17 protein-coding genes are annotated in these 16,947 nt (G+C 47.9%); 8 read left to right on the top strand and 9 right to left on the bottom strand.

The genetic code is table 11. The annotated features are described in order from the left end of the window. Positions 1–54 precede the first annotated feature (54 nt). The gene (gene lipB, locus B3Z23_RS12115) at positions 55–717 is read left to right on the top strand and encodes a lipoyl(octanoyl) transferase LipB (protein WP_294910468.1); all 663 of its coding nucleotides are present in this window, start codon (positions 55–57) and stop codon (positions 715–717) included. 140 nt (positions 718–857) lie between these two features. After that, on the top strand, positions 858–1,823 hold the full coding sequence (gene lipA, locus B3Z23_RS12110) for a lipoyl synthase (protein WP_294910328.1): 966 nt from the start codon (positions 858–860) through the stop codon (positions 1,821–1,823). 193 nt (positions 1,824–2,016) lie between these two features. Here the strand turns inward: lipA and tatE are convergent, their stop codons facing one another. The 3 genes from tatE to pagP form a co-directional block, all read right to left on the bottom strand. Then, the gene (tatE, locus tag B3Z23_RS12105) at positions 2,017–2,220 is read right to left on the bottom strand and encodes a twin-arginine translocase subunit TatE (protein WP_294910325.1); all 204 of its coding nucleotides are present in this window, start codon (positions 2,218–2,220) and stop codon (positions 2,017–2,019) included. Between the two features lie 248 nt (positions 2,221–2,468). After that, positions 2,469–2,678 (bottom strand): transcription antiterminator/RNA stability regulator CspE, encoded by a 210-nt coding sequence (gene cspE, locus B3Z23_RS12100; protein ID WP_038019505.1) that lies wholly within the window; start codon positions 2,676–2,678, stop codon positions 2,469–2,471. Between the two features lie 149 nt (positions 2,679–2,827). Then, positions 2,828–3,376 carry a lipid IV(A) palmitoyltransferase PagP gene (pagP, locus tag B3Z23_RS12095; protein WP_414716488.1) on the bottom strand — a complete coding sequence of 183 codons (549 nt, stop codon included), beginning with the start codon at positions 3,374–3,376 and terminating at the stop codon, positions 2,828–2,830. A 446-nt stretch (positions 3,377–3,822) separates the two neighbouring features. Here pagP and B3Z23_RS12090 point away from each other — a divergent pair, with 446 nt between their 5' ends. After that, positions 3,823–4,902 (top strand): malate/lactate/ureidoglycolate dehydrogenase, encoded by a 1,080-nt coding sequence (locus B3Z23_RS12090; protein WP_294910322.1) that lies wholly within the window; start codon positions 3,823–3,825, stop codon positions 4,900–4,902. A gap of 70 nt (positions 4,903–4,972) precedes the next feature. On the opposite strand, the gene B3Z23_RS12085 is transcribed toward B3Z23_RS12090, so the two are convergent. Further along, positions 4,973–6,061, bottom strand: a complete 1,089-nt coding sequence (locus B3Z23_RS12085) for an endonuclease/exonuclease/phosphatase family protein (RefSeq protein ID WP_294910320.1) — start codon at positions 6,059–6,061, stop codon at positions 4,973–4,975. Between the two features lie 622 nt (positions 6,062–6,683). On the opposite strand from B3Z23_RS12085, the gene B3Z23_RS12080 reads away from it, so the two are divergent. The 5 genes from B3Z23_RS12080 to B3Z23_RS12060 all read left to right on the top strand — a co-directional run bounded on the left by B3Z23_RS12080 (position 6,684) and on the right by B3Z23_RS12060 (position 12,381). Next, a complete protein-coding gene (locus B3Z23_RS12080; RefSeq protein WP_294910317.1) occupies positions 6,684–7,403 on the top strand; it encodes a fimbrial biogenesis chaperone in 720 nt (239 codons plus the stop codon). Between the two features lie 190 nt (positions 7,404–7,593). Further along, a complete protein-coding gene (locus tag B3Z23_RS12075) occupies positions 7,594–9,882 on the top strand; it encodes a fimbria/pilus outer membrane usher protein (protein WP_294910314.1) in 2,289 nt (762 codons plus the stop codon). Next, positions 9,873–10,949, top strand: a complete 1,077-nt coding sequence (locus B3Z23_RS12070) for a spore coat protein U domain-containing protein (RefSeq protein ID WP_294910311.1) — start codon at positions 9,873–9,875, stop codon at positions 10,947–10,949. Before B3Z23_RS12075 ends, B3Z23_RS12070 begins: the two co-directional genes overlap by 10 nt. Before the next feature lie 13 nt (positions 10,950–10,962). Continuing rightward, positions 10,963–11,481: a Csu type fimbrial protein gene (locus tag B3Z23_RS12065; RefSeq protein WP_294910308.1), complete on the top strand. Its 519-nt coding sequence runs from the start codon at positions 10,963–10,965 to the stop codon at positions 11,479–11,481. Positions 11,482–11,946: 465 nt separating this feature from the next. Continuing rightward, on the top strand, positions 11,947–12,381 hold the full coding sequence (locus B3Z23_RS12060) for a Csu type fimbrial protein (protein ID WP_294910307.1): 435 nt from the start codon (positions 11,947–11,949) through the stop codon (positions 12,379–12,381). Between the two features lie 67 nt (positions 12,382–12,448). On the opposite strand, the gene B3Z23_RS12055 is transcribed toward B3Z23_RS12060, so the two are convergent. The 5 genes from B3Z23_RS12055 to B3Z23_RS12035 all read right to left on the bottom strand — a co-directional run bounded on the left by B3Z23_RS12055 (position 12,449) and on the right by B3Z23_RS12035 (position 16,691). Then, entirely contained in the window at positions 12,449–13,009 is a 561-nt protein-coding gene (locus tag B3Z23_RS12055) for a YbhB/YbcL family Raf kinase inhibitor-like protein (protein WP_294910304.1), read from the bottom strand. Between the two features lie 159 nt (positions 13,010–13,168). Then, complete coding sequence (locus tag B3Z23_RS12050) at positions 13,169–14,032, bottom strand: phytanoyl-CoA dioxygenase family protein (RefSeq protein ID WP_294910301.1); 864 nt, start codon at positions 14,030–14,032, stop codon at positions 13,169–13,171. Between the two features lie 124 nt (positions 14,033–14,156). Next, entirely contained in the window at positions 14,157–14,993 is an 837-nt protein-coding gene (locus B3Z23_RS12045; RefSeq protein ID WP_294910298.1) for an ABC transporter substrate-binding protein, read from the bottom strand. Positions 14,994–15,467: 474 nt separating this feature from the next. Continuing rightward, entirely contained in the window at positions 15,468–16,274 is an 807-nt protein-coding gene (locus tag B3Z23_RS12040; protein ID WP_294910296.1) for a shikimate dehydrogenase family protein, read from the bottom strand. A 90-nt stretch (positions 16,275–16,364) separates the two neighbouring features. Further along, entirely contained in the window at positions 16,365–16,691 is a 327-nt protein-coding gene (locus B3Z23_RS12035; protein WP_294910294.1) for a YnfA family protein, read from the bottom strand. Positions 16,692–16,947: the final 256 nt, after the last annotated feature.

Raw genomic sequence — 16,947 nt, 5'->3', positions numbered from 1 at the left:
TGATGTTCAGCCCAGACTCCCGGCGCTATACTCCCCTTACCTGTTCTCTACCGGATTAACCCCTTGTCTGAACACCTTATTGTCCGACAGCTAGGATTACGTGACTGGCATGCTGTTTCTCAGGCAATGCATCAGTTTACCGATCAGCGTACGGCTGAGACCTGTGATGAATTATGGCTGGTTCAGCACTCTGCCGTATTTACCCAGGGCCAGGCGGGTAAAGCGGAACACCTGTTATCTCCTGGTGATATCCCTGTGATGCAAAGCGACAGAGGAGGCCAGGTCACCTATCATGGGCCGGGTCAGCAAGTTCTCTACGTGATGATCGATATTCGCCGTCGTAAGCTTGGTGTCAGGGAACTGGTCACAATACTTGAACAAACGGTGATTAATACACTGGCCGATTATTCTGTAACAGCCTGTTCGCGTGAAGATGCCCCGGGTGTTTATGTTGACGGAAAAAAAATATGTTCTCTGGGCCTGCGAATCCGCAAAGGCTGTTCATTTCATGGACTGGCGTTGAATATTGATATGGATCTGGGGCCCTTCCTGAGAATTAACCCCTGTGGTTATGCCGGAATGGAAATGACGCGGCTGGCGGATTTGACCGATGACCAACGGTTAAGTGAAGTCCCCCACCGGCTGGTGGATCATTTTACCCAACAGATAAGCTATCAGCATATCGATTTTACACAGCAAGTCCCACTGTTGCGTTGACTGCAGCTTTACAAATATGCAACTTTTGCAGTCTCTCGGGGCTGCTCCGCTGCAGGCAAAATGATATACTTTTTTCAATGTTACGAAATTAGTTGAATACAGACAGTCCTGTAGACAATCAGCAAACGGAACCCGCAGAAATGAGTAAACCTGTTCAGATAGAACGCGGCGTCAAATATCGTGATGCAGATAAGATGGCCTTGATCCCTGTTAAAACAGTTGTCACTGAGCGCCAGGAATTACTGCGTAAACCGGAATGGATGAAAATCAAGCTCCCTGCTGACTCCAGCCGGATTCAGGGTATCAAAGCGGCCATGCGCAAAAATGGTCTGCATTCCGTCTGTGAAGAAGCTTCCTGCCCAAATCTGTCAGAATGTTTTAATCACGGTACAGCGACTTTTATGATCCTGGGCGCTATTTGTACCCGTCGCTGCCCGTTTTGCGATGTTGCCCATGGCCGACCATTGCCTCCGGATGCAGCCGAAGCGGGTAAACTGGCCCAGGCTATCGCCGATATGAAACTGCGCTATGTGGTCATCACCTCCGTTGACAGAGATGACTTACGGGATGGCGGTGCACAACATTTCGCTGACTGCATCTCGGCAATTCGCGAAAAGAGCCCTGATATTAAAATTGAAACTCTGGTCCCGGACTTCCGGGGCCGGATGGACCGCGCACTGGAGATTCTGACAGCAACCCCACCGGATGTGTTTAACCATAATCTGGAAAACGTGCCACGGATTTATCGTCAGGTAAGACCAGGAGCCAATTATCAATGGTCGCTGACATTACTGGAAAGATTTAAGCAGGCCCATCCTGACATCCCGACAAAATCAGGGTTGATGGTCGGTCTGGGTGAAACCAATGCTGAAATTATAGAGGTCATGCGCGACTTACGTCGTCACGGGGTGACCATGCTGACTCTCGGCCAGTACCTGCAACCCAGCCGACATCATCTGCCGGTACAGCGCTATGTGAGCCCGGATGAATTCGATGAAATGAAAGCTGAAGCTATGGCAATGGGCTTTACTCATGCAGCCTGTGGGCCCTTTGTGCGGTCTTCTTACCATGCCGATATGCAGGCTCAGGGCATCGAAATTAAGTAATTTCGTTGGCGCAGGGGCTAAGGAAAGCGGCCTCTGCGAGTATTCCCTGAGAAGGTTACCGAATGACTGCCGTTTATAAAGATTTCGTGATACGGCGTACTGTTCCGATACCTGAAAAAACAAAAAAACCAGACAGTCTGACTATCTGGTTTTTACTGACAATAAATACGGATATTTATTGCGGGACTTACCATTATTCTTTATGAGTCACACGTTCAGCAGGGACTTCCTCTGCTTCACTTTTGGCAACGGCTGAATCATCATCTTTCATGGCTTTTTTAAAGCCTTTAATTGCGCTACCCAGGTCACCGCCTAATGAGCGTAATTTATTGGTGCCGAAAAGCAATACGATAAGAGCACCAATGATCAGCAGTTTTGCAATACTGATACCTTCCATAATATACCTTTAAACCTCTGCGAAGATCGTTACATCTACATTAATACGCAAATCTGAGTATAACACAAAACAATTCTGTAACAGACTACGAATAGCACTAATCATACCGAAAGCCTTCCCAATCGTTACAGAACAGACCCGAACCCGGCAACCACTCTCTGGTATCTCCTGTCATGGCAGGCTATTCTGGTGAAATTCAGGCAATAAAAAACCCGCCAGTAGCGGGTTTTAGAGATTCTGACTGAAAATTACAGGCTGATAACGTTAGCAGCAGATGGGCCTTTAGCACCGTCAGTAATTTCAAACTCTACACGCTGACCTTCAGCCAGAGTTTTGAAGCCATTGCTCACGATTGCAGAGAAATGTACGAATACATCTTTGCTGCCATCTTCAGGAGTAATGAAACCGAATCCTTTAGATTCATTAAACCACTTAACGTTACCTTTAATCTTGGACATCTTATTACCTTTACATGAAAAATGGACACTAAACTGTGTCGGTATCCAGTACATCAATTCCGGTGCAATTTGTCCAGCGCCATTTAAAGAAAAAGTGATAAATATCCCAATTTTGTCACAACAGGGCATTTTTTGCACAATGGCGATGGCTAAAACTGCAATCTTAACCACGCAAAGTAAACGTTTCCGTTGTTATGCGTACCAGGAATATAGGTCATCTGAAAATTTGCCGGGCCGTAACCAATCGATGCCAGCGGTAATACCAGCGGAATTGGGATATAGTTCCAGTTATTCCGCGCCGTCACTCCGGCAGTATAGCCGGCCCCCAGATGAAACTTCTGGTTACTGAATGGCCGCCATGTGGCCTCCCATCCATATCCACCAATCGGCTCCCATTTATTAAATGAGTCTTTAAACGCCATCAGATAAAGGCCCTGCCAGTTCCCTTTATCATCATAACGCGAAATACCTCCCCCGGCGCCCCAGGGTCTTTCGTTATACCGGTCGATATGCTCACGATCGTAAGTCAGACGGTTATGCCATGTGATGGCGGGTAGATATAAATCGAGGGATTGCGGTGATTTCCACGTTTCAGCAACATTGCCGGTAAAAGTATCCCAGTTCTGAGATATTGTCTGCCCGACTCCCGCGGCCTGTACCCCTGAAATGCCCAGCATTCCTGCCAGCACCGCAGCCATTTTGACCGTTCTCTTTGTATACACCAGATTGACCTGCCAGATAATGATTTCTAAATTGTGGTTCACTGAAGGCCCGGTGGCTCGTTCAGATCCCGACGATTAACGATATTATCTCCCCGCCAGAAACGCCCTGAGGGAGCATGTCATCATATTCCTTGCACCTTAGCCGGAAATTAAACATCAGACATTAGTCAGAAAAAAGACGACATTTCTTAAATAACGTGCTGTATATGATAGATAAAATTTCACTATCCCTATGGGTATCAGACAGATTTCCCAAAAATGCCAGTTATCGGTTGTAAATAAATGCTAACCGACAGGAGGTGCAGAGTTTTGGAATGTCATCAGATGCCAGGAAAATGGGTAATACGGGGTTCCCGACAGACGGTTAGCCGCCGGCCGGCGGCCTGATTATTTACAGGACCTTCAGACAGGAGTGTTAACAGATGTCAGTCTCAGAAAATGAAGTGGTTATCTCAGCCAGTCAACTACACCAGTTTATTTTTTCTCTGTGGCAGTATGCAGGCAGCGAAGTCACAGAAGCGCAACTGATTGCAGACCACCTGATTTCCGCGAATCTTGCCGGACATGACTCTCACGGAGCAGGCATGGTCCCTTCTTATATGCGCTCGTTGCAGCAGGGGCATTTGCAACTCAATCAGCAGGCACGACTGGTGAAAGACAGCGGCGTTATTCTGACCTTTGATGGTCAGGCTGCATTCGGGCAGGTTGCTGCCCGCCAGGCCATTGATGCTGGTATTGAGCGAGCCAAAAAATTTGGAATGTCTGCTGTCGGTTTGCATAACGCTCACCATATCGGACGCATCGGTTATTGGGCGGAGGCCTGCGCTGAACAGGGACTGGTATCATTTCACTTTGTTAATGTCACTGGTGACCCAATGGTAGCTCCGTTTGGCGGCAGTGATCGTCGTTTCGGCACCAATCCTTTCTGTGCCATTTTCCCCAGACCCGGCAAACCACCGCTGTTGCTTGATTTTGCCACCAGTGCAATCGCCTTTGGTAAAACCAGAGTGGCGTGGAATAAAGGTGCCCGGGTGGCCGATGGTTCTCTGATTGACAGTACCGGCCAACCCACCCGCGAACCGTCTGTCATGCATCAGTCACCTTATGGCGCTTTGTTACCCTTCGGGCAACACAAAGGTTATGCCCTTGCAGTCATGTGCGAAATACTGGGTGGAGCACTTTCCGGCGGTCAGACGACCTACCCGGAAACACTACAATCCAGCCATGACGCAATTTTCAACTGTATGACTTCGGTAATTATTAATCCTGAAGCTTTCGGGGCTCCCCATATGGAGCAGGAGGCAGAAGCTTTTATAGAGTGGGTGAAAAAATCGCCTGAAGCAGGACAGCAGGAAATTAAAGTACCGGGCGAATGGGAAGCCATGAATCGTGAAATCAGACAACGGGAGGGCATACCTCTGGATATTCAAAGCTGGAACGATATCGTGGCTGCTGCCAGGGTTGCTGGTATGCCCGGGAATGAAATTCCGGTTTGTCGCTGAGGCGGTGCCCGCAAAATTTATCCTGGTTTCAGCCTGCGGCATGCTGGCTGAAACCCAGTCTGGCCCCCGGTTAAAACCGTTCGCCAGGCGTATGAACCGTGGAGACTTCTGAATTAGTCTGTGCCAGAATCTCCCGGGCCATTTGCTCATCCTCAGGTGCCTTTTCAAGACTTTGCTGTTCCTCCCCTTTCTCTGGTGAATAGATAAGATGGGCAAGAAAAGGGTAGTGATCGGAACCGATACTCTCCAGACGTCGAAGAGCACCCAGTACAAAATCCTGACTATGAAACACATGATCAAGAGGCCAGCGGAAAATCGGGTAACCGGCATGAAAAGTGCAAAACATCCCCCTGCCCCTGCGCGGATCTAACAGGCCGCTGAGCTTAAGAAACAAACGGGTGGTGGCCGACCATGCCACATCATTCAAATCACCTGTGACAATGGTCGGAAGACGGGTATTTGCGACACTTTTCCCTACCATCACCAGTTCTGCATCTCTGTCGGTCGACTCATCATTTTCAGTAGGACTTGGCGGCATAGGATGAAGACAATGCAGGCGGACTGAGATCTTATCATTAAGTTTCACCAGCATATGCATTGACGGAATTTCATCATCGACCAGATACTGTATTTGTAAATCACTCAGAGGGAGCTTCGACCAGACATGCATGCCATAAAGGTTATCTTTCGGGCATTTAAGACTATAGGGATAATCTCCGTCCAGCACATTCAGTTGCTGTTCCCACCATAAATCGGTTTCCACAGCCACCAGAATATCCGGGCGTTCAGTACTTACCAGTTTCAGGAGTTTGTCCGCGCCACGGTTTGGCGTAAGAACATTCGAGACCAGCAGACGTATTCCTGGCTGTCTGATATAGCCACTCGCATCTCTGACCTGCTTCTTACCCCAAACGGTATAAGGCCGTACCCACCAGCCATGGTAAACAAAGCATAGTAAGGCAATAACCAATAAGATCCCGCAAAGCCATGCCGCTTCTGACCATAGGTAGAATTGCATCAAAATCAGCACTCCGGAAATGACCAGCAACTGTACTCTCGGAAAATCCCAGATCCTTACCCACCAGGCAGAATGACGTGACAGAGATGCCAGACTCACCAGCGTCAGTAGTAAAGTTAAAAAACAATCCAGATAGATCACGACCACTCCTTCCGCAATGCCAGTTATACGACCTTTGAGCAATTACAGCTGATAATAGTACAGATTATCAGTATGGCAGCTGACGCCAGCAATTTTCCGGTCAAACAGTTGTGTAAAGGTCGAACCAGTATTCCTGCATACACCAATCTTCACTCTGACCTTACACTTAAGCGTGTTATGCAAAAGCCCGATCCCCCATTGATAAAATTATCAACAGATAATTAATTTGAAATTATAAAAAAACAAGATTAACAACACAGAATTCCGGGCAAACCCCAGCATAAAAAACCTGTAACTCACTAAATCCCACACTTTAAATATCATATTAATTAAACAATCAACTCCCGCCACCAAAGTGGTCATTTTTTATCCGGACGGCTTACTTTAGAAATAATTTAAACATCCATTACGGACATAAAAACCAATTAATATAAGATTTAAAGCATAAAACACTAGTTTATCCAGCATATTAAATACATAAGACACAATAAACAGATAAAAAAGGTTATCATAATCTGTATCATTTCTTTTCGAAGTAATAACAAATAAATAATAAATAGTTAATGGAAAACCATAATGGGTGATATATATTTAACCTAACAACAACAAACCGGACTCGCCAGTGAAGTTACATAACTCATTGATTAAGAATATAATTATACCAGCACTGCTCGCATTGACGGCCTGGCCTCTCTGCAGCCTCGCGGGGGGAATACGTATTTCTCCAATTACTGTGGACATCGCGTCCCGTGATCGGGCGAGTCTGATCACATTGTTTAACATGTCTGATGATACGAGCAATCTGCAGGTACGCGTATTCAAATGGACCCAGTCGAACGGTAACGATAACCTGACGGATACGGATGACATCATCGCCAGTCCGCCATTCATTACTCTGCCGCCTGGTGGGTCATTTAACTTCAGAGTCGTCAGAACCAGCGACACGAAAGTGAATGCTGAACAGAGTTATCGCGTCATTATCGATGAACTACCAAAACCTCAGGATAAACGCAGTGTCGGTACTGGTGTCGGTATTCTTATCAGAAACTCATTGCCACTGTTTGTCGTAAACGATTCTGCGATACCAAAAGTTCAGCCCTCGATTTCAGATTCAGGGTTGATAATGACCAATAATGGTACCCGCCATGCATTATTGTCAGATGTTGAGATAACTAATCTGAACACCCAAAAAAAACTCAGGCTGACAGTGAATACCGTTAACGGATATGTCCTTCAAAATTCTTATAAAAACTATCCAATAACCCGGGGATTTTATATTCCGGGGGATAAATATCAGGTGACTTACAAAGTTAACCGACAGCCTGAAAAAAACACCCTTTAGAGCACAAATAAAATTTTGATGATAGTAAGGAACGGCAGCTACCATGAGTAAGCGCAACAGTAAAAAAGCCGTTATCTGCACTTTATTCACCTGTGAAGCATTATCTTCAGGGGTTGTAATGGCGTCTCAGGTATATAGCTTAAATGACATTCCCACAGTAACACCGGGCGGCCAGCAGCAATCAGGTGATATGTCATTATATTTATTGATTAAAATAAATGATGCCTCGACTCAGAGCCTGGTGAATGTTAAGTACAATCAGCAGAAAAAAACTTTTTTAATTCGTGCCGAAGACCTGAAGAGTTTGCGCCTCAAACTCCAGGATATTCCGGCTGGTAACCCCTGGGTTGATGTCGGCAAATTACCCGGAATTAAAGTCGTTTATGTTCCCGACGATCAGATACTGAATTTATATATCCCGGATGCCAGGCTAACGCCTTATCAAATATCGTTAAACAATGGCCCGGAGACTAATTACAAGTTACTGAAAAAAAATGCCCTGACGTCGGCTATCATTAACTACAGCCTGTATAATACTCACTACAATAGTGACGATTTTATCTCTGCCAGTGTGCAGGGATTGTTGAATACCGGTATCGGTAACTTTTACACCTCAGGCGTGTATAACAATAAATCTTATTACGGCACCGAAGGTACCGTACGGCTGGATTCGTATTGGCAGTATATCGACCCTGAAAAAATTCGTTCTTATACGCTGGGTGATTTCACGACTAATACCGTTAACTGGGGTACCAGCGTCAGGGTAGCTGGATTTCAGTGGTCCAGTGCCTATTCACAGCGTTCGGATATAGTCACTACTGCCCTGCCCCAGTTTTCAGGGTCTTCGGCTGTTCCTTCGACACTCGATTTGTTCGTTGATCAGCAGAAGATCTATTCCGGGGATATACCCTCAGGACCTTTTGACATTAAAAACCTGCCTTTTGTCTCCGGGAATGATGTCACAATAGTCACGAAGGACGCCAACGGCCAGCAGGTCAGCTCTACCCACGCCTATTACTACTCACCAGACCTGTTGCGTCAGGGGATTAATGAGTTTTCTGTGGATATTGGTATTCCACGATTTAACTATGATGCCGAATCTTCTGACTACGACAACAAAGTGGTCTTTGGTTCAGCCTCCAGTAAATATGGTTTATCTGACAGCACAACACTGACAGTTAATGGCCAGGGCACCACTAATGGCTTAAGCAATGGCGGCATAGGTATTGCTCAGGGACTATTTGGTCACGGTGTATTAAGTCTTGCCGTCGCAGGCAGTCATTATAAAGACAGGAACGGTATGCTGGGTCAGGCCAGCCTTGATGGCCGCATCTCTAAAAACATTACCTTTAACTCCAGCTATCAGAAATCAAACAGCAATTATAATGATCTCGCACGAGTTTCTAATTTAATTTACCAGGAGAAATACCAGAGAAATGTCGATGAGGACGAATATACTGCTATCACCTATACTTCACAGGCTAATGAAATCACCCGGGCGGGCATTAACTACGCTCCGTTTCAGGGCTGGACCTTGGGTACTTACTTCAACCGGTTAGTTTATTCCGGGAGTCGTTATAATCTTGTTTCGTTTAACGTAAACACCGGGATTATCCCAAACCTGAACATTTCGGCCAACCTGTATAAAGATCTTTCAGGTAATGATACCGGTGGTTATATCGTACTGACCTATAACTTTGATAATAAATACAATATTTCTGCTTCTGTCAGTCGTGATAATGGCCGTAATGGCTATACCGAACAAATTAACAGCATTGCTGATTCGGGGATTAATACCGGATCCTGGGGAGCCTCTGCCACTCAGTATGAGGGTGGTGATAATGATTACCAACTGTATGGTAATTTCCGTGGCCGTTACGGTACTTATAACGCCAGCGTCCAGCAGTACGGCAGCCAGACACAAACGACGGTTTCGACTACCGGTGCCCTGATATTTGCGGATATGGGTGTCTACCCTGCAAACGAAGTGGGTCAGAGTTTCGCACTGGTTAAAAACGCAGGTCCCGGCACACATATTCTTAACGGCGGGGTGGATTTAGGGACGGCGGACAGTTCAGGTCACTTCCTGATTACCGATATGACACCTTATATCGCCAACCATATTTTCCTGGATACCACCAATCTGCCGATTGACTGGCAGACAAAAGATACTGAGCAAACGGCTATTTCAGCGTATCAGCAAGGGAGTTTAGTCAATTTCAGAAGTGAAAAGGTGATTTCAGCAACGGTACTGTTGATTGACCGGAATCATCAGCCATTACCACCGGGATATAAAGTCATGCTAAACGACAGCAGCGAAAGCATGACGGGCTACAGCGGTGAAGTATATCTGGAGCAACTTAAACGTAATAACACCCTGGCAGTCAATCTGCTGGATAAAGGGACCTGTACCACCCATTTTAGTTACGATTCTGCAAATTCATCTACAGTTAAAATAGGGCCTTATGTATGTCAGTAACCCTTAATTTTCCGGCTTATAGCAGATTTGATTCTGCACCGTTAACGGGTGCTCTGAAGTCATTTGTCTGCAAAGCCACTGCTTCCCCCCTGTTTCGGTTAGCAGTTTTTGGTTTATTGCTACTGGCAGGCTTGTTTCTTCCGGGTAAAGCCTGGGCATCATGCACGTTCACGGCAACCTCCGCAGGGGGGACTTCACAGACGCAGACGCTGACATCTGCCACAATTTCCAGTGCATCGTCGATGACGATTACCGGCAACTGGGCCTGTTATAACGGCAGTACGGCCACTGCTTCAACCAGCCCGTACATTTGTATCAGGGCAATGTTTACCGGCACCACTAACACGATTAATGGAAGCGCGATCTCATACACCACGTATGCGGCGGCGGGTGGTGCGGTGACTGCCGCCAGCGCAGTCTCCGGAACTTATTACGGCCCTGCAACCACCACGACGGTGAGCGGGACCAAAAACTTTGCCAGCACAGTCACCATAACGGCACCGGCCTCATCCACCTTTTTTCCTCCGGGAACCTATACCACCACCGTCAGCCTTTACGTGGATATGCAGGCCAACAGCAGCTCTGTTTGTGAGGGAGCCTCCGGTGGTGGCTGGGACGCTGGTACTCAGGTACTCACCTTTAACATAGTGGTTCCCAGTGTTTGTTCTCTGGTGTCCACCAGTACTGTTGCGTTTGGCACCATTACTGACATTGGCACCGCACTGACAAACCATAATGCCACCGGTGCGGTAGTCACCAAATGCAATTACGGCACGGCTTATACCATCTATCTGGGTGACGGGAATAACCGTATCTCTGGCAGCTACCGTCGGATGGCTTATGGCAGTTATCTGATGCCCTATCAGCTCTATAAGGATTCGACATACTCCAATGTCTGGGACGCCACCGGAGGAACCTCCGCGACCGGTGGCAGCGGTGGCGTGACATCATCAGGCACCGGAGCCAATCAAACCTTTGTGGTGTACGGGCAGATACCGAAGGGAGTGACCCTCCCGACGGTGCCCGGATCTTATACCGATACCGTAGTCGTCACCGTCACTTACTGACCGGGGAAAACAAATGCGTAAGCTTTTAATTGCAGCGACTGTCACAAGCCTGGCAGCCATACCGGCTTCAGAGGCCGCCACTGTGACCGGCAGCCTGACTGTTTCGGCAACGCTGGCGGCGAGCTGCGCTGTGAATACCAGTACCACCGGGACCACTACCACTGCTGTCCTCAATTTCGGTACCGTCACCTCAATGAAGGCCAATATTGATGCCAGTACTTCGTCAACCGGAGGTAGCAAAGTGACGGTGCTGTGCAGTAACGGTACCGGCTGGACGTTAGCGATGAATGGCGGATCCAATGTCAGTGGCACACAGCGCCGGATGCTGGGCGGAAACACGGAGTATGTCCCGTATAACCTGTATTCAGACAGTGCCCGTACCGTTGCCATCGGGATTAATACTACCGCACTGAGCGGTACCGGCACCGGAGCTCTGCAGTCATACGATATTTACGGGCGTATTCCTGCCGGCAGTACCCTGACGACACCAGGGGCTTATACCGACACAGTGACTATGACACTGACTTATTAATCAGACCCGGGTGTGTAGGCGGGCGCGAATAACGTTCAAGCCACTTCTGCCGTTCAACACCGGTGTGTCTGAAAGAGATAATGCTATTCCGTCTGGTGTAGTTGCTTAGCATTACACACGGCGTGACTGGCAGGGGTTTTGCTGCAGATATCCGCAGGCAAACTCAGTACCAGATTCCGCACTTGCCACTGTGCGGGAAATACCCGGGTAACGATAAATTTTCCGGGGGAAGTTGAGGCGTAACATTCACCGGCTCAGGGGCTAACCAGACGTTTATCGTTTATGGACGTAAACCTAAGGGAGTTAAATCCCGACCACGCCTGGCAGTTACACCGATACGGTCGTGGTAACCGTAACATACTGATAATCGAGGTTTTTATGCGTAAATTATTAATAACAGCTGCAGCTGCTACTGTTTTCGCAGTCCCTGCGGTCGAAGCAGCAACCGCTGGCGGTAGTTTAACAGTGAAAGCCACTGTAACCGCCAGTTGCGTAATTAATACCAGTTCGACCGGTACCGAAACCGGATCAGTTCTGGACTTTGGAAGTGTATCTTCATTTACTAAGGATGTAGATAAAAATACCTCTTCTACCGGCGGAAGCCAGGTCGGAGTATTATGTAACAACGGTACAGGATGGACCCTGGCAATGGATGGTGGTTCTAATATCAGCGGAACAACACAGCGTCGGATGGCAGGGGGGTCTACCGAATACATCCCTTACAACCTGTACTCTGACAGTGGCTACACTACGGCGATTGGGGTTAACACAACTGCACTGTCCGGGACAGGCACGGGAACCCTGCAGTCTTACGATATTTATGGTCGTATTCCTGCCGGTAGCACCCTGCCTTCAGTAGGTGCCTACTCTGATACCGTCACCATGACGATTACTTACTAAGTGTGACGGAGGCATCAGTCCTCCGTGACCGGTAGTCATCCCCGGTCTGCCCGTTTAGGCGGGCAGACTATTTTTTACCTGAAAATAATCCCGACATCCCCGCCGCCCCCAGTGCATGCCCTTCCAGTTTTTGCAACAGTTCCGCCTGAGTCAGGCCTTCCGGCAAACTGTCCGCCGGTAAATTTGTGGCTATCAGAGTAAAGGTGTAAGTGTGGGTATCACCATTCGTCGGAGGACAGGGGCCATTATACGCCAGTTTTCCAAAGCTATTTTTCCCGCCAGTAAAACCCTGGCCATTAGCCAGAGCCGTTCTGAGAAACTGGTGCTGAGTCGCCGGAATACCATAAGCAACTAAATGGGTCGCCCCCAATCCGTTTCGCCCTTCCGCATCCTGAATGATGAGTGCAAAACTCTGTGTGGCTGCTGGCGGATTTTCCCAGCTCAGTGGCGGAGAAATATTTTGTCCGTGGCAGCTTTTGATATGGGGCAAATTTCCCCCCATTGCCGACGGCATAAGATGACCGGAAGTAAAATCAGGGGAAGATAAAGTGAAAGGTTCCGCTACGGCGGCAGAGGCTACCGTTATGCTCAGGCTGGCAAACAACACAGTGGTCAACGTTTTATTCATCAGTCATTCCGGTAAAAGGTTCTGCCGGCCATACCGGCAAGCGCTGAATACAAATCTGTCGCTCCACCCTGAACCAAAATACCGAAAAACACAATGGTTGCGCCGGGGACCTGCGCCCCGGCGACGTAAAATTTCAGAAAAACATTTGGTTAACAGCGATCAACGCAGGTCTTCTCCGGCCTGCTGCACAAAAAATGAAGCACCTTTAGGCTTTTGTGGCAAACGGAACTGATTGTCCACACAACGAATGTTCCCACTCTCTTCACCTGCAACGACCTGACGTTCATGTTGTGAAGGCAACGGATTCTCAGCCAGCGGTAATGCATCTTCGGCTGAATAGACAGTGATAAACAAAGTCCGTGGCAATGGGCTGTTATTGGGTGCCGAAGCATGTAACAGACGGGTATGCATAAAGCAGACGCTACCTGCAGGTCCCAGGCAGGCTACCGGTTCTGCACACAGTTCCTGCACCACCTGGTCATCCACGGCACCGGTAAATTTACCTGCCTGCCAGTGGTTATGTAAGGGCCCTTTGTGACTGCCCGGGATGACCTGCAACGGGCCATTATCTGTAGTGACTTCACTGACCATCAGTAAGGCCGTAACCAGGTCATCATTGGTATGCGGGGTAAACAAAAAATCCTGGTGCCATTTCACCTCGGTTTTGGTGCCGGGTAATTTAGAATTAATTTTACTATGGTGAAAACGTACCCCGGGGCCAATCAACTGTGCCGCAATCTCGCTCATCCGCGACTGGCAAGCCGCCTGATAATAGAGTCGGGATATTTCTGTAGGCGAGGCAATCCTGCGTAAGGAAGGATGATCTGCTGAGTGATCGCTGTCAACATCAAAGCGCGGACGCCCGTCAATCGTTTCGCCATAGGCGCTGCTATGCTGACGACTCTCTTCAGCCCAGGCGGCAAATGCCGTCTGTAGTGCATCAATCTCTTCAGCTGAAAATACCTGATTTACTACCAGTACACCCTGCTCATGAAACTGATCGACCTGCCATTGTTCAATCATAACTGCCTCTTCACTGCCCCGGAGCTACCTGCCTTACCACCACGGCGATTAAACTGATGCATTCAGCAGGTTTAACGCTGGCAGGAGTGACTGACGTTAAACCTTTGCTGGTGCGGAAATTAAATTAGCTGGCTTTTATCGTTTTAATATCTTCAGCGGTCACCGGAGTAAAATGGTATTTTTCAAACAGTTGCTTGTACTCTGCCGTCTTACTGAATTTACTTAACCCTTCTTCCATCGCTTTTTTCACTACCGGATCATCTTTACGTACCCCGAAGCCAATCAGAACCGGATAAAGCAATTTGTCCGAGGTGATTACCACCCGACCTTTAAGCCGCTCAACGACACCCTGTGCCACTGCAACATCGGTAATCTGTGCTTCAACCGCCTTGGACAGCAATGCCTGGGTGACCTGGGGATCAGTTGGGTATTCGCTAATGCTGATGGCCGGTTTACCTTTAGCTACACAGGAGTCCTGGGAGAATTTCATCAAGCCTTGCAGGAAAGAGGTACCCGCCATAGTACCAATTTTATGACCACACATTTCGGCAGGATCTTCAGGCTTATATTGACTGTCAGACAAAGTCACAATCTTCTCACCAGTTTTCAGGTAAGGAATCATATCAATGACTTTCAGGCGTTCTGCCGTGATATACATTGAAGAGTTAGTAATATCGAAACGTTTACCTTGCAGTCCCGGAATCAGATTGGGAAAACGGGTATCCACATTGACTGAGGTTTTTCCTAAGGACGCAGCAATACCCTTCAGCATCTCGATATCGAACCCGGCAGGCTTTCCGTTCAGCATATATTCATAGGGCGCAAAAGTAATATCTGAACCGGCGGTGATAACCCCTGGTTTCAGAAAGTCAGCATTAGCCTGGCTGGCTAAAGTCAGTAATCCCAAACTTAACGCTGCTTTTAAATACCGCGCTGAGAACAACGAATGATTGACGTTCATAAGACTCTCCTGCTGAGGCAATCGCCCTGGAATAACATTTTTCTGTCGGGGCTGACTCAAGGGTGCAGATCATTACTTCCCCGGTAATATCCGCAGAAACTTTGCGGCTGTAGTTACTTTCAACCAAATATTAGCTGCAGGGAAAGTACGAAATTTATTGTCAGACCCACGAAAAAAAATGCCCCGGTTATCCAGAGGAAAAAATTATTACATCCATTGCCCCTCAGATAAATGAGACTGCTAAATATCGCCAGGGGGAGAATAAGATAATAAAAAAAATGTCATAGTAAACAAAGGCCGGTATTAATTAAAAACCCACAGACAGAAGATACTGCAATAAACGGACATTTGGAAATACGGAGTCCATTTAGCGATGTATAAGTAAATCCATATATCTGCTATTAGCGGCAGGACCAAAAAAAATGACAGGGTCCTGCCTTCGGGGATTTTTAGACAGACAGCGTGAAAAAAGAGTCAGGACTCCAGCATAAATTTAAGCATCAAAGAAATTTGGGCCGACAGCATGGCCTCCCCGGTATGAACCGGTAGTCCGGCCTGTTCAGCAGCCAGCAGCAATGGCGTTTTCTCCGGGTAAATAATAATGTCGCATACCAGAGTGCCCGGTGCTAAATGTTGCAACGAGAATGCCTGCTCTGTATCTTCACCCATACCGACCGGTGTCGCATTTATCGCAATATCGCAATGGGCAGGGCTATGGTTGCCGTGGATCACCACCAACCCCGGGTGATGACGTGCCAGGTTCGCCGCCAGTTCCAGCACCGCAGGTTCAGAACGATTGTATATAATAAGCTCGGTGACACCATGACTCGCCAGCGCATGGGCAATAGCACTGGCTGCGCCTCCTGCACCGGCAAGATAGACCCGCTTACCGGCAACCTCGTATCCCCGCAACTGCAACCCGGCAACAAATCCTTCACCGTCATACAGGGTACCGCTTAATTTTCCGTCAGGAAGCCGTTTAATCACATTGCAAGCCCCCGCCAGTTGAGCCTCGGGGGAAATATCATCCAACAGATCGATGACCGCACGTTTATGCGGCATAGTAATCACTGCCCCGGAAAAGTTCTGACAATGCCGTAGCCCTTCGAGTGTCTCCCTGAGTCCGTCAGCGGCAACATGCAAAGGAATCATCAGCACATTTTCGCGCTGCTGAGAAATCAGCTCCCGGTTGATTAACTGTGGAGCCCTGACCCTGGCAATAGGGTCACCAATAATCGCCAATAATCGTGTTAACCCACTCACAGACTCAACAGATGACATATTCCTTTCTCCGTGAATAATAGAATTCAGGGCCTCACCTGAGTATAACAGACCGCGCAGATTTGCCATTGCACCGGAAACGGTGACTCTTTAGGATGGCTGACAGACAATAATCAGCATCCCTGCAAGTGCCACCAGGCCACCGGCGATATCCCAGCGGGTCAGCACAATTCCTTCGACAATTCTTAACCATCCCAGAGCAACGCAAATATAAACCCCGCCGTAAGCCGCATAGGTCCTGCCCGCTCCGGTCGGGTGAAACGTGAGTAGCCAGGCGAATATCATCAGACTGAACACCCCGGGCAGCAGTAGCCAGGGGCTCTTATGTTCACGTAATACCAGATACGGAAACCAACATCCGACGATTTCAGCGACGGCAGTCAGTACAAATAACAAACCAGTTTTTAGTAACAACATGCGTCCTGATAAACTCCCGGAGATTATTTTTTGCTCTGCACTATTTGTCACAAGCCAGTCTTTTCACGGGCTGACAGCGATTCCTCTCTTTTAGTGTATCCGTTTTGAACATTTTTAACTGTCAGAAGTTGAGCCATTTTCATGTTATTTCGCAACATTGGTTCTGCCAGGTAGTAAAAGTCACGTTATGCTAAGGAGTGTCTTCAGAAAATCCCGCCGCTGAGCGGACACAGTAAATATCAGGCTGAGTCGCTGT

This window comes from Tatumella sp. UBA2305, assembly GCF_002345795.1.
GTDB classification, from domain to species: Bacteria; Pseudomonadota; Gammaproteobacteria; order Enterobacterales; family Enterobacteriaceae; genus Tatumella; species Tatumella morbirosei.
Note: the sequence above shows the minus strand (reverse complement) of the source record. Positions and strands in the feature narration are given on the sequence as shown.

Bases quoted from the DNA above. Each gene is read 5' to 3' on its own strand.
- tatE (WP_294910325.1), bottom strand. From the start codon at position 2,220: ATGGAAGGTATCAGTATTGCAAAACTGCTGATCATTGGTGCTCTTATC.
- B3Z23_RS12065 (WP_294910308.1), top strand. From the start codon at position 10,963: ATGCGTAAGCTTTTAATTGCAGCGACTGTCACAAGCCTGGCAGCCATA.
- B3Z23_RS12035 (WP_294910294.1), bottom strand. From the start codon at position 16,691: ATGTTGTTACTAAAAACTGGTTTGTTATTTGTACTGACTGCCGTCGCT.
- pagP (WP_414716488.1), bottom strand. From the start codon at position 3,376: ATGGCTGCGGTGCTGGCAGGAATGCTGGGCATTTCAGGGGTACAGGCC.
- B3Z23_RS12075 (WP_294910314.1), top strand. From the start codon at position 7,594: ATGTCATTATATTTATTGATTAAAATAAATGATGCCTCGACTCAGAGC.
- lipA (WP_294910328.1), top strand. From the start codon at position 858: ATGAGTAAACCTGTTCAGATAGAACGCGGCGTCAAATATCGTGATGCA.
- B3Z23_RS12040 (WP_294910296.1), bottom strand. From the start codon at position 16,274: ATGTCATCTGTTGAGTCTGTGAGTGGGTTAACACGATTATTGGCGATT.
- B3Z23_RS12090 (WP_294910322.1), top strand. From the start codon at position 3,823: ATGTCAGTCTCAGAAAATGAAGTGGTTATCTCAGCCAGTCAACTACAC.
- B3Z23_RS12045 (WP_294910298.1), bottom strand. From the start codon at position 14,993: ATGAACGTCAATCATTCGTTGTTCTCAGCGCGGTATTTAAAAGCAGCG.
- B3Z23_RS12050 (WP_294910301.1), bottom strand. From the start codon at position 14,032: ATGATTGAACAATGGCAGGTCGATCAGTTTCATGAGCAGGGTGTACTG.
- cspE (WP_038019505.1), bottom strand. From the start codon at position 2,678: ATGTCCAAGATTAAAGGTAACGTTAAGTGGTTTAATGAATCTAAAGGA.
- B3Z23_RS12070 (WP_294910311.1), top strand. From the start codon at position 9,873: ATGTCAGTAACCCTTAATTTTCCGGCTTATAGCAGATTTGATTCTGCA.
- B3Z23_RS12055 (WP_294910304.1), bottom strand. From the start codon at position 13,009: ATGAATAAAACGTTGACCACTGTGTTGTTTGCCAGCCTGAGCATAACG.